The sequence below is a fragment of the Qiania dongpingensis genome, from assembly GCF_014337195.1.
In the GTDB taxonomy this organism is placed as follows: Bacteria; Bacillota; Clostridia; order Lachnospirales; family Lachnospiraceae; genus Lientehia; species Lientehia dongpingensis.
On sequence record NZ_CP060634.1, the window covers coordinates 923393 to 936088 of the forward strand.

Below are 12696 nucleotides of genomic sequence, written 5' to 3' on the forward strand. Positions count from 1 at the left end.
TTCCTCCAAATCAGTATCTCACTTCCATGAGAGTGAGTCCCTTCGCCGGAGCCATCTGTCCTGCCCGGCTCCGTTCCAGCGCCTCCAGTATCCCGGTCATCTCCTCCGGCTCACGTTCCCCAATCCCACATTCAAACAAGGTTCCCGTCAAAATCCGGACCATATTCTGGAGAAACCCTTCCCCTTCAAAGGTCAGCCGAAGCTCTCTGCCCCCGCCTGCCTCCTCAATGGTGATCCTATCCAGCTTCCGCACCGTGGACTTATTCATATGGCGGTTGCCGCAGAAACTCTTAAAATCATGGCGCCCCACGAGAAATGACGCCGCACTCCTCATCCGCTCCGCATCTGGAATCTCGTCCGGCTTCCACATGTATCTCCTGTCAAACACAGGCTTTGCATTTCCCGTATACATCCGGTAACAATATATCTTCCCTACCGCACTCAGACGGCTGTGAAACCTTTCTGACGCCGTCTTTAACGACAGCACGGCGATATCGTCCGGCAGATATTCATTAAAGTAAGAAAGAAGCTCGTCTTCAAATAAATTCGTATCCAGCCGGAAATTGGCTACTTGGCCCAGGGCGTGTACACCCGCGTCCGTGCGCCCGGCCCCCTGTACCGGAATCTCTTTTCCCGTAAGGCGGAAGAGTATCTGTTCCAGTTTGCCCTGTATGGTCGTTTCCGTATTCTTTTGCTTCTGCCATCCATTATAGCGTGTACCGTCATAGCTCACCGTCATTTTATAGTTCCGCAGCATCACTTCCTCCATCTATTTGGCCTGGCCGGCCTGCCCGTCTTCCAAATGGAACTTGAATTTTTCCGCAATAAGCACATAGCCCGGGACCGGCACATGGTATTTATTCCCCAGTCTCACCACTTCGAATACGAGACCGTCCATCTCTGTCTGTCCGCCTTTTTCCAGATCTTTTTGCATGGAAGCAGTACAGTCATCGGCAAGACCGTGAAGGACCTTTAGATTCACTTCCGCCATATCCTCTCCAAAATCGATTCCCATGGCCTCAGCCAGCGCTTCTATTTCCTTCACGCAGCTTATGAACATGCTTCGGACAGCGCCCTCCCGTTTAGCGTCGCCCGCATTGGAGCCATAATATGCCCCCACAGCAGCCATTGCAGACACAAAGGAGTATTTCTTAAAGGTATCTCTTCGGACATCATCACTATATACCGCCTCTATTCCACACGCCCTCAGATCCTCTTCCGCCTGCCGGCAGACCGGATCCTCCGTGCCGCCGTCCACAGAACCGTACACGATCCGGAATATTTCTCCACTCTGCCGCAGCACTCCCGGACACTCAATGGAGCCCGCTATGTAGATGCAGCCGTTCAGCACCCGGATTCCCGGAAGCCGATCGGACATACGCTCGCCTGTGCCGTAAATATTCAGCAGAGGAATCACCACCGTATCTTTATGAGACGCTTTTTTAATCAGCTCATATGTGCTGTCCAATGAATAGTCCTTCACACATACAAAGATCACATCCGCTTTGTCTTTGTATTCTTTTTCCTCCTCCGCATGTACGGAAATTGAAAGGACTCCGTCCGGTCTGATAATTTTTAGGCCGTTCCGCCTTATGGCCTCCAGGTGGACGCCTCTTGCAATAAGGGCCACGTCCCGTCCGCCTTTTGCCAGAAAACCGGCAATACAGCCTCCCGTACCGCCTGCCCCTATCACCAGATACCGCAGTTCTTGTATCTTCCTCTCCATTCTGTCCGCCCTCCTGATCCTCTCAGCTGTTCTATACCGCGTCTATCATAACATAATACAAAATACTTTTGGAATCATTTTGTGAAGTCCCCCACCAATCGCCGGCAGAAGTTCCGGACCGTCACGATTTCGGTTCGCTGGCGATGCTGGGGCCGCCTTATCCCCGCTCCGGCAGTACCGCTCACATGTCGGCAGGAAATCTTAATGATTTCCCGTCTCCCGTTCGCTCAGAAACGGAATCGGTATTTCCGTTTCTGCCTCCCTCCGTCTGAGGAACACCGGCCGCTGCCCTGCGGCTCTCACCTTTAGGCCGGCCTGGAATCTTTCTGCCGGCGTCCTGCCTGCCGCACTATTCTGGCAGCAATGAAAGGTTCTGATTTCCAAAAGTATCCAGATCAGAACCAACGGCCCGCACGCGTACCGCAGCGGGCCGCGATGGACCGCCCCAATGGCTTTCGAGGCAAATGAGCGCTTATTTCGGTGCAGAAGAAAGAGCAAGAGGAAGAATCCGATTCCATCGTAAGGCGAGCGCCGCAAAGGCGTTAGCAGAATTTTCCCGGACGCAGGGAGGCAAAAATCGCATATCATGCGGATTTTTGTTGGAATCTGACATGGAAAAATATCAATTTATCCATGTCAGTTGGAAAGGACCGACTGGAGGCCGTAAAAATTCTGGTTACGGCTGCCAGCGAGCCGCCTGGATGGGATCGGATTTCCTCCTGTCTCATCTGATTCATAAGACAAATTTGTTTTAAAAGTATTCAAAGGTATACCCAAACAAAAGACCGGCCGGGCAGCCAGTCTTTTGTAAGCCGAAATCACATCGGCAATCTCCGGAAGTTTTCTGTTCTATGCCTCGTCTATGGCCTTTCCAATATCGTGCCGCATATATTTATTCTCAAAATTCACCCATTCTGCCGCCTTATACGCGTTGGCCCTGGCGGTTTTTAAATCAGCTCCCTTGGCTGTTACGCCCAGTACCCGTCCTCCGTTTGTGACGATGCCTTTGTCCGTCTTCTTTGTACCAGCATGGAAAACGTAATAGCCTTCCTCTTCTTTCGCCTTCACCGTATCCAGGCCGTCTATCAAAAAGCCCTTTTCATACTTCACAGGATAACCGTCGGAGGCCAGCACCACGCACACCGCCGCATTATCCTCAAATTCCAAGCTGATCTCCGAGAGCCGGCCGTCTATGCAGGCCTCCATCACATCCACAATGTCATTTTTCATCCTGGGTATGACCACCTGGGCCTCCGGATCACCGAACCGTGCGTTGTATTCCAACACCTTAGGACCTTTTTCCGTCAGCATGAGTCCGAAAAAGATAATTCCTTTAAATGTACGGTCTTCCGCCCTCATGGCATCCACCGTGGCCTGATAAATGTATTTCTGGCAGAACTCGTCCACTTCCTCGGTATAGAAAGGGCTGGGAGAAAATGTCCCCATTCCGCCGGTGTTAAGGCCCGTATCACCGTCTCCAGCCCGTTTGTGATCTTGGGCAGATGTCATGATACGGACTGTATTTCCGTCTACAAAAGACAGCACGGACACTTCACGGCCGGTCAGGAATTCTTCTATGACCATCTGGTTTCCGGCGTTTCCAAACTTTTTGTCAAGCATGATCTCTTTCACGCCCGCCTGTGCCTCTTCCAGGCTGTTGCAGATCAAGACGCCTTTTCCAAGCGCCAGCCCGTCCGCTTTCAGCACGATGGGGAAATCCACAGTTTCCAAATAAGTCAAGGCCTTGTCCGCGTCCTCAAAATTCTCATATCCTGCCGTAGGAATATTGTATTTCTTCATCAGGTCTTTGGAAAACGCTTTGGAACCCTCCAGGATAGCCGCAGCCTTCGATGGCCCGAATACCCGAAGCCCTTCCGCCTCAAAAGCGTCTACGACGCCCGCCACTAGCGGATCGTCCATCCCTATGACCGTAAGACCGATCTCCTTTTCCCTGGCAAAAGCCGTCAGTGCCGGAAAATCCAGCACACCGATGGGCACACACTCCGCATACTCCTCGATACCCGCATTTCCCGGCGCACAGTATATTTTATCCACACGGCTGCTCTTCGATATCTTCCAAGCGAGAGCATGCTCTCTGCCTCCGCTTCCCACTATCAGTACGTTCATGACTGCCTCCTGTAACAATCGTTTATCAGTTTCTCTAAACAGGCCCCTGAGAGCTCACTACCCGTCCGTCAGCCACCCGTATCTTCTGGTTGGCTATTAAATCAATGGCTCTGGGAAGTATCTCCCACTCTGCCTGTTCCATTACCCTTCTCTGAAGGATCTCCGGCGTATCGCCATCCTCCACAGCTACCGCTTTCTGAAGAATGATCGGCCCCGTATCCGTACCCTCGTCCACAAAATGAACCGTCGCACCGGTTACCTTGACTCCCCGTTTCAAAGCGTTCACATGAACCGTAAGCCCGTAGTTTCCGGTTCCGCAAAAGGACGGAATCAGGGAAGGATGGATATTGATGATCTTATTTCTGTATCTCTCTATCAGCACAGGCGGTATCACGACAAGATAGCCGGCCAGCACAATCAGATCCACACGGAAGCTGTCCATGGTATCTACGAGAGCAGTGTTAAAAGCCTCTCTGCTTTCAAAAGACTTCGGAGAAACACACACTGCCGGTATCCCGTGCTTTTCGGCCCTCTTAAGGGCATAAGCACCGGGATTATTGCTGACCACTACGGCAATCTCTGCATTGATGACTTCCCCGCTTTCAATCTTGTCGATGACCGCCTGCAGGTTCGTCCCCCCGCCGGATACACATACGCCTATCCTCAGCATAAAGTAACTCCTTTTTCACCAGCCTCTACCCGACCGATGACATAAGGCGCCTCGCCGGCTGCTTTTACCGCTTCCATGGTCTTTTCCACATCATCCTTGTCCACAGCCACGATCATGCCGATTCCCATATTAAATGTATTGTACATCATCTGTTCTTCGATGTCACCGTCCCTTGCAAGCATCTCAAAAATGGAAGGCACCGGATAGCTGTCTTTCTCGATCACCGCATGGGTGCCGTCCACCAGCATCCTGGGCACATTCTCATAAAACCCTCCGCCGGTGATATGGCTGCAGGCCTTGATGACCGCACCGGATTCACGGATGGATTTCAGCGCTTTCACATAAATCTTTGTGGGAACCAAAAGAGCCTCTCCCAAAGTCGACCCCAAAGATTCGCAGTACGTGTTCAGACTCTCCCGGGACATGGAAAATACCTTGCGCACCAGAGAATATCCATTGCTGTGTATGCCGGAGGAAGCCATGCCAATAAGCACGTCGCCTGGCTTCAGGTCTTTTCCTGATATCAGATCCTTCTGGTCTACGATTCCCACAGAGAATCCGGCCAGGTCGTATTCATCCACCGGATAAAAGCCGGGCATCTCTGCGGTCTCTCCGCCGATCAGCGCCGCTCCTGCCTGTCTGCATCCTTCCGCCACGCCGCCCACGATGGTAGCGATCTTTTCCGGTTCATTTTTACCACAGGCAATATAATCCAGGAAAAACAGCGGTTCGCCTCCCGCGCACGCAATGTCATTCACACACATAGCAACGCAATCGATCCCTATCGTATCATGTTTATCCATGGCAAAGGCAAGCTTAAGCTTCGTTCCTACTCCGTCGGTACCGGATACCAGGGTCGGATGCTCCATGCTTTTGTAAGCGTCCATGGAAAAAGCGCCGGAAAACCCGCCGATGCCGCCTAAGACCTCGGGGCGCATCGTCCTCTGGACATGTTTCTTCATCAGCTCCACAGCCTTATAACCGGCCTCAATATCCACACCTGCTTTTTTGTAATCCATACTTATCCTCCCGTACCCTATTTCTGTTTTAAATATTCTTTATGGCCGATCTCATGCAGCTTATCTGCTTTGGCAACCACTTGATCTTTAAGCTCCTCGGAATACTCCTTCAGGCGGCCGAGCAGCGCCTCATCGGAGGTGGCAAGAATTTTCGCCGCCAGAATGCCCGCGTTGGCCCCGCCGTTTATTGCTACAGTCGCCACGGGAATGCCGGAAGGCATCTGTACGATGGAATAAAGGGAATCCCGTCCGCCAAGGGATGTGGTATGCATCGGAACACCGATGACGGGCATGGGGAAGATTGCCGCGCACATTCCAGGCAGGTGAGCCGCCATCCCAGCGCCTGCAATAATCACCTTAAACCCCTTTGTCTCAGCTGACTTCGCATATTCGAAAAACACATCCGGCTCCCTGTGGGCGGAAATGATCGTCATCTCGTAATCCACGCCAAGCTTGTCCAGAATATCAGCCGCTTTGCTCATAACGGCCAGGTCAGAATCGCTTCCCATGATAATTCCTACTTTTGCCATGTTTTCTCTCCTCTTTTTCTACTGTTTGTTTGTGACAATATATGATAATATTTTACAAAATCTCAACTTATTCATTCTAACATAAACCACACGGAATATACAAGACTGCAAACTCAAATTTAAAAAGGCTCATTGAGCATCTCCGTCCCCTTTAGTACGAACCTTCCGTCCAGGATGACCGGTGTCCTGCTGCCGTCCGCGCGCAGGACGGCGATCTCTCCCAGCTCATCGTAAGGGATCGTAATATCTGTATGGCAGTTGAAATACGCGTTCTGAGGATCTTCTTTTCTCTTCAGGGAACACGCGTTATCCCTTGCCACGATCTCTTTTCCGTCTGGATTATATACCTTCACATCCTCCGAATGGCTGTAGCAGGTGTCTCCAATGGCAAAATGAGGCCCCATCTTTTCTATGATCAAAATCTTCAGCCTGTCTATGATCCCATACTTCTTTGCCATGGCGTATGCGGCTGTATTGGTTCCAATGGCAAACTCCCCCATGGGAAGGGCAGGATGGTTATAAAGAAGATTTTCCTCTACCAGGCTTCTGTTCTCCTCTTCTGTTTCATAATTAGAACAGGAATACTCCGTGGTCATTCCGTCCCGGAAATGGATCTCCAAATTTTTATACTCCACCTCGTTTATATAAATCTGAGATACGTGGAGCACCCCATAAGTCCCAGAAAGCCTGGGTGACGTAAAGACTTCTCCCAAAGGGATGTTCACATCGGCCAGGCAGTTTTCAAAGTTGCTCTCTTTCTCCCGGTCTATAAGGACATGGAGGGCGACTCGAAGGTCGGTCCGGTTTCCGTTCCTTCCCCTTATCTCCACAAACTCTCCCTCATCCAGCGCATCGATCAAAATCCCCTGAATCTCCTTGTACTGCTCATAGTCCAGCGTATTGATCCGGATGGTTTCTTTAAATATCTCTTCAAAATCTCTCCCGATCTCGGGAACCGGCCAGGAAATAATCGTAAAGCTCCGTTCCTCTCCTTTGATATATTGATTTACGATCTCACTGGATTGGGAAGCCAGTTCTACAGAAAGACGTTTCTGTTTTTCATTCAGGGAAAACGCCTCCTGCTTATTCCGGTAGGAAAACGGTGTTTCCCCAAAAGTCTCCATCACTGCCGGGCCGGCGTAGACCGCCGCCAGCTCCTTGTATTCCTCATATGCCACCCGCATCACAGAAAGCTTCCGCTCCTTGTAAGCCTTGTCAAGGAAAAGAGCGCTGTCAAATCTGTGGTCATATTCATATTGTTTATTGGCATAAGCGCCATAATAACCGATTTTCAGATGCTGTCGTTTATTGGCGGCTCCCACCGCCGCACGGAATAGGACAGGAGACAGGCCCATTTTTTCAAACTGCTTCACCGCCTGCCTAACTACCCGTTCAAAACCGATACAATACCGAATCTCCACCGTCTTCTTTTTGGAAAGGTCGATCCCTGCAAGCTCAAACCCCCGGCGGTATCCTTCCGTATAGACTGCCGCCATTTTCTCAATGGTTTCCTCCGGCAGGCTGTTCAGAAATGCAGCTGTCCGCAGCTCGCTGTCTGAAATATATTCTCCGAACTGGTATAGGTACCTCAGATCGGAAAGCTCCCGATCCATGATGATCCTCACGGCGAAGTCCAGGGACGGATCGATCTGCTCCCGGATTCTCCTGACCACCGTCACATCACAATAATCGCTTACAAAATAATAGAGAGCTTCTTTCACCCCCAACAAAAACGTTTCTTCTGTCAATTCATTCGTTTCTTTGGACTCATATAAGTTATATATCTCAATAAACAATTCCAGGCACGGCGTCCATTCCTCCAGACGGTCTTCATAAATATAGGCAATGCCCCCGCGAAGCTCCGATGAAAGAAAAGCAAACATCCGGCCTGCTTCCAGACCGAATTCTTTTACAGCATATGCCGGATTCGCATAGCTCGATTCATAGGCTTCCCCTAAAATATCCTCATAAAGGCAGCGGTTCCGTTCCCGCAGCACCTCCATGGAGGGGACAGTCTTTTCCCGCTTCTCCCGTTTAAGCGCCCTATAAACTTCATCCAGATAAAGCAGAAAACCCGCCTGCCTTTTAAAATATGCGGCAGTTGTTCCGCATTCCGCATAAATTTCCCGGATACGCCCCATTGACAATCCGTATCGTTCCAACAATATCGTATTCTCCAATCCCGTCAGCTCCCTGTTTCCTATTAACGGCTGTATTTTCTTTGAATGAGATAGATCCAGAGAAAACATACGACCAGGCCTGCGCCCAGCATGAGCATGGACCAGCCGCTGAAATCCACCATGGTCTGGAGGACGCCGTCTATTGCCTCCACCACGGCAAGCACAAATATCGGCACACTCATCTCTTTGCAATAAGCCGCCTTGTCCTCAGGCTTTATCTGTTCCTGAGCATTCTTTCCCAGGAAATCCATTTTCCCTCCGCGCACCTGTACTCCCATAAATAAAAATACAACTGCTATGATAAAGCTGAATGACGAGTTGATTGACATTTTCTTTTTCCTCTTTTCCTATAGTATGTACCGCGGGCACTATTTCTCCCTGTCGTCCTGTATCTTTCCCAATGCTACATTCTTCTCGATAAGTCCCTTTGTATACTCCCAAAGTTCCTCTGACCCCTCCGGTGTCTTCCTGTTCCTCGAAAGGATCTGGGACACCCGGACGCCATGCTCTTCCCATGCCCGCCCGTCTGTCGCGTCATTTAACAGCACCGGCTGTATCTTGTCCAAGGCCAGCGCAAATTTCGCTTCCGGTGTCTCCGCCGCCTCAAACTCATCCCACAGACTGCGGAACCATCTTCCCTGATCCTCCGGAAGAAGACTGAAGATCCTGTCCGCAGCCTTCACCTCCCGATCTCTCTTTGTCGTATTTCCGGCCTCATCGTAAGCATAGGTGTCTCCGGCGTCTATTTCTATCACATCATGGATAAGCACCATTGTCATGGTCTTCGCCACATCAATCGGCTCATTGGCGTATTCGCTCATCAGAGCGCACATAAGAGCCAGATGCCAGGAATGCTCCGCATCATTTTCCTTTCTGCTGGCGTTGGAAAGATAAGTCTGCCGAAAAACCTGCTTGCTCTTATCCATCTCCAGAATAAAGGACATCTGTTTTTTCAGCCTGTCCACGTCCATTTCCTGTTTTTCCATATCGTGATCTTTTTTCATACTCATTCCCTCTAAATTATGATCCCCATTACATAAATAGTTATGATCCCTGCGATTCCCGCCAGATTTAGGCCGATGGCTACCTTTGACAATACCGGCATACCCTCTTCCTTCGCCCTTTTCCTTGCATCCCGTATGGGAAAAATAAGGCCCAGGATATTCAGGAAAAATGCCAGAAATCCAAGAGCCGCTATGGTCGCGTCCCCATGCCCGTAGGTGCGGAACGCAATGGCCAGCCCTGCCGCCAGAAAAAGCAGGGAGCCTACAAATATCAGGATGGATACCATTCCGGCTGTGGAAAAATGAATTGTAAAAAGCTTTGTTTTCTTCCTGTTCAAACTGTTCAAATTAAGTCTCCCCTGACTGATTTCTTATCTCTTTTTATGAAGCTGCCTTCTGAACCGGGCCGCGATCAAAAAACACCAGTAGCCTGCCAGGCTGCCAAGAGTATTTAACATCAGATCGTCCACGTCAAAGCTGCCGCGCCTGGTCACCAACTGAAGACTCTCTATACAAAGACTGCAGAGCAGGCCCAAAAGAAACACGATATACCACCTTCTGTTGGACAGGCACAGCATCGGGAGGATGAATCCAAAAGGCATAAACGCAACAATATTCCCGATCAGATTCATGCTGGCATTCAGAGGACCTAATACATCCCAGTACCGGATACAGCGGTATATCTCCCGGAAAGGCTCCAGATTATACCGGTATCCCACAGACAGGTCCGTCCTCCCCAGGGACTCAGAAAAAAACATAAAATAAGTGAGTCCCGCCAGATAAAATATAAATAGAATCCATCCGATGGAACGGACGGCTCTCGTGCTAAAATGTTTTTTCAATGCAGATCACCTTGTGTTCCATCAAAAAGTAATGTCTGATTTCCGTTTCAGTAAAAAGGCGCCGCTCACGATACTTCCAATTCCTACCACGAGGCCCGCGACTATGATGACGATTCCCATCACAATGGAAAAGGCGCCTGTGCTCTTCATTGTTTTATATACTTTTTCACCCATCCGGACACCTCCTACTCTTCTGCTCCATATTGTTCATAATATGCGTCAATAGCTGCTTTTAATGTATCGTCGATGATGATCTCGCCTTTATAAGGCCTGTTGTACAGGTGCTCCACCACGTCCGCCATGGTCACGATAGACGCAGTCTCCAGACCATATTTTTCATGGATTTCCCTCAGAGCGGACTTGCTTCCCTGTCCCCGCTCCATCCGATCCACCGAAACCACCAGACCAAGCACCTCTATGTCACCTTGTGCCTTAATGATGGGCAGTGTCTCGCCTATGGAAGTCCCCGCTGTGGTCACATCCTCGATGATGACCACCTTGTCACCGTCCTCAATGGGGCTCCCAAGAAGAATCCCCTTGTCCCCATGGTCCTTGATTTCCTTTCTGTTGGAACAGTAGCGGATATCGGCGCCATACTGGGTGCTGATCGCGATGGAAGCCGCCACGCTCAGAGGAATCCCTTTATAGGCCGGTCCAAACAGCACATCAAAATCCGTCCCGAACCTGTCCGCGATCGCTTTTGCATAATAGCCTCCCAGACGTCTCAGCTGCTCACCTGTCCGGTAAAACCCCGTATTGATGAAAAACGGAGTCTTTCTCCCGCTCTTCGTCACAAAATCTCCAAATTTGAGAACCTTACAGTCCACCATGAATTCGATGAATTCTGCCTTATATTGTTCCATTTCCTGTCACCTGCTCCTTTCTGATGCCGCTCCTCAACTCCGTAAAGCCGCCTCCGGTTCAGCGTACTGCTCCGATCAGCTCCCTGATATCCTCAATTCCATAACGTTCCATATATGCGCGAATCCCATCCACCACCTCCGACGTGGCATATGGATTGTGGAAGTTTGCCGTCCCCACGGACACTGCTGACGCGCCGGCCAGGATAAATTCCAGAGCATCCTCAGCGCACAGAATACCTCCCATCCCGATTACAGGCACCTTCACCGCCTGCGCCGCCTGGTATACCATGCGTACCGCCACCGGCTTCACCGCGGGTCCGGACAGCCCGCCTGTCTTATTTGCCACGGCAAATGTCCTCTTATGGATATCAATCTTCATTCCCGTGATGGTATTGATAAGAGAGATCGCATCGGCTCCGCCGGCCTCAACTGCCTTTGCCATTTCCCCGATATCCGTCACATTGGGGCTCAGCTTCATGATGACCGGCTGAGCCGCTTTTTCTTTCACGGCTCTCGTGATGGTCTCAGCCGCCTTTGTATCCTGTCCGAAAGCGATCCCGCCTTCCCTTACGTTTGGACAGGAGATGTTGATCTCCAGCATATCCACCGGCTCATCCGCCAGGCGTTCCACCACTTCCACATAATCTTCCGTGGTCTTTCCGCAGACATTGACGATGATCCTGGTATCATATTGTCTGAGAAACGGAATATCCCGCTTGACAAACACATCGATTCCTGGATTCTGAAGGCCGATGGCATTGATCATCCCTCCATAGGTCTCCGCGATCCTGGGCGCAGGATTCCCCGGCCAAGGCACATTGGCCACGCCTTTTGTCACCACGGCTCCTAAACGGCTAAGGTCCACAAATTCGCTGTATTCCTGCCCGGAGCCAAAGGTTCCGGATGCCGTCATCACCGGGTTTTTAAGGGTCACCCCCGCCAAATCTACCGACAGATTCATCTAAGCTCCACCTCCTCCGCCCGGAATACCGGCCCGTCTTTACAGATTCTCTTATTATGCACCTGACTGTGGCTGTCCACTTCTTTTGACTGACAGATACATGCCAGACACGCGCCGACGCCGCAGGCCATCCTTTCCTCCAGCGATATCCATGCCTCAATCCCCCGCTCCGACGCATAATCCTTCAGAGCCCGGAGCATCGGCGCCGGCCCGCAGGCATAGAGCACATCCGCCGAAAGGTCATGTTCCCTGATGGCATCCAGGACATTCCCCGAAGTTCCAAAGCTTCCATCCTCCGTCGCCACATAAAGCGGTCCCTCGTGTTCAAATTCCTCTTTTAAGAACATATGGCTGTTCCGGTATCCCATGATCAGCTTTTTTTCTCCGGGAAGCCTTTTCGCAAGCTCCAGCATAGGGGGAACTCCGATTCCCCCTCCGATCAGAAATGCGCGCTTATTTTCTGCCGCTTCCAGGGGGAATCCATTCCCCAAAGGACCAAGGACGGGAATCGAATCACCGGCCTTATATGCTGCAAACTCCTCAGTCCCTTTCCCGGCGATCCGGTAAACCAAACGGATTCGCCCTTTTGAGATCTCACAAATACTTATGGGGCGCGGCAGAAGTCTGGAACCGTCTTTGCTGTAAAGGGACAGGAACTGTCCCGGCCCGGCTTCCTCCGCCATTTCCGTTTCAATCCACATACTGTATATGCCCGGCGCCAAGGACTCCTGCGAAAGGATTCTGGCCGTCTCTTTTCTCTTCGCCATATCTGAA

16 protein-coding genes are annotated in these 12696 nt (G+C 50.8%); all 16 read right to left on the reverse strand.

From position 1 onward, the window contains the following. Positions 1-10: 10 nt before the first annotated feature. The gene (gene truA, locus H9Q78_RS04340; protein ID WP_249303780.1) at positions 11-757 is read right to left on the reverse strand and encodes a tRNA pseudouridine(38-40) synthase TruA; all 747 of its coding nucleotides are present in this window, start codon (positions 755-757) and stop codon (positions 11-13) included. 12 nt (positions 758-769) lie between these two features. After that, the gene (locus H9Q78_RS04345; RefSeq protein WP_249303781.1) at positions 770-1726 is read right to left on the reverse strand and encodes a ketopantoate reductase family protein; all 957 of its coding nucleotides are present in this window, start codon (positions 1724-1726) and stop codon (positions 770-772) included. Positions 1727-1927: 201 nt separating this feature from the next. Further along, the gene (locus tag H9Q78_RS04350) at positions 1928-2110 is read right to left on the reverse strand and encodes a hypothetical protein (protein ID WP_249303782.1); all 183 of its coding nucleotides are present in this window, start codon (positions 2108-2110) and stop codon (positions 1928-1930) included. 465 nt (positions 2111-2575) lie between these two features. Next, entirely contained in the window at positions 2576-3853 is a 1278-nt protein-coding gene (purD, locus tag H9Q78_RS04355) for a phosphoribosylamine--glycine ligase (protein ID WP_249303784.1), read from the reverse strand. 34 nt (positions 3854-3887) lie between these two features. Beyond that, positions 3888-4523 (reverse strand): phosphoribosylglycinamide formyltransferase, encoded by a 636-nt coding sequence (gene purN, locus H9Q78_RS04360; RefSeq protein WP_249303785.1) that lies wholly within the window; start codon positions 4521-4523, stop codon positions 3888-3890. Beyond that, positions 4517-5542 (reverse strand): phosphoribosylformylglycinamidine cyclo-ligase, encoded by a 1026-nt coding sequence (gene purM / locus H9Q78_RS04365; RefSeq protein ID WP_249303786.1) that lies wholly within the window; start codon positions 5540-5542, stop codon positions 4517-4519. The genes purN and purM overlap by 7 nt, the downstream gene beginning before the upstream one ends. Before the next feature lie 17 nt (positions 5543-5559). Continuing rightward, positions 5560-6072, reverse strand: a complete 513-nt coding sequence (gene purE / locus H9Q78_RS04370) for a 5-(carboxyamino)imidazole ribonucleotide mutase (protein ID WP_249303787.1) — start codon at positions 6070-6072, stop codon at positions 5560-5562. Positions 6073-6191: 119 nt separating this feature from the next. Next, positions 6192-8213 (reverse strand): aminopeptidase, encoded by a 2022-nt coding sequence (locus H9Q78_RS04375; protein ID WP_249304734.1) that lies wholly within the window; start codon positions 8211-8213, stop codon positions 6192-6194. A 62-nt stretch (positions 8214-8275) separates the two neighbouring features. Next, complete coding sequence (locus H9Q78_RS04380; RefSeq protein WP_231062698.1) at positions 8276-8581, reverse strand: hypothetical protein; 306 nt, start codon at positions 8579-8581, stop codon at positions 8276-8278. A gap of 39 nt (positions 8582-8620) precedes the next feature. Beyond that, positions 8621-9256 carry an HD domain-containing protein gene (locus tag H9Q78_RS04385; protein ID WP_249303789.1) on the reverse strand — a complete coding sequence of 212 codons (636 nt, stop codon included), beginning with the start codon at positions 9254-9256 and terminating at the stop codon, positions 8621-8623. An 11-nt stretch (positions 9257-9267) separates the two neighbouring features. Next, complete coding sequence (locus H9Q78_RS04390; protein WP_249303790.1) at positions 9268-9603, reverse strand: DUF6142 family protein; 336 nt, start codon at positions 9601-9603, stop codon at positions 9268-9270. A 24-nt stretch (positions 9604-9627) separates the two neighbouring features. Beyond that, entirely contained in the window at positions 9628-10098 is a 471-nt protein-coding gene (locus tag H9Q78_RS04395) for a VanZ family protein (RefSeq protein ID WP_283245061.1), read from the reverse strand. Between the two features lie 21 nt (positions 10099-10119). Next, positions 10120-10272, reverse strand: a complete 153-nt coding sequence (locus tag H9Q78_RS04400; RefSeq protein WP_249303791.1) for a hypothetical protein — start codon at positions 10270-10272, stop codon at positions 10120-10122. An 11-nt stretch (positions 10273-10283) separates the two neighbouring features. Further along, the gene (gene pyrE / locus H9Q78_RS04405; protein WP_249303792.1) at positions 10284-10961 is read right to left on the reverse strand and encodes an orotate phosphoribosyltransferase; all 678 of its coding nucleotides are present in this window, start codon (positions 10959-10961) and stop codon (positions 10284-10286) included. A 58-nt stretch (positions 10962-11019) separates the two neighbouring features. Beyond that, the gene (locus tag H9Q78_RS04410) at positions 11020-11922 is read right to left on the reverse strand and encodes a dihydroorotate dehydrogenase (protein WP_249303793.1); all 903 of its coding nucleotides are present in this window, start codon (positions 11920-11922) and stop codon (positions 11020-11022) included. After that, positions 11919-12689 (reverse strand): dihydroorotate dehydrogenase electron transfer subunit, encoded by a 771-nt coding sequence (locus H9Q78_RS04415; protein ID WP_249303794.1) that lies wholly within the window; start codon positions 12687-12689, stop codon positions 11919-11921. The genes H9Q78_RS04410 and H9Q78_RS04415 overlap by 4 nt, the downstream gene beginning before the upstream one ends. Positions 12690-12696 lie beyond the last annotated feature (7 nt).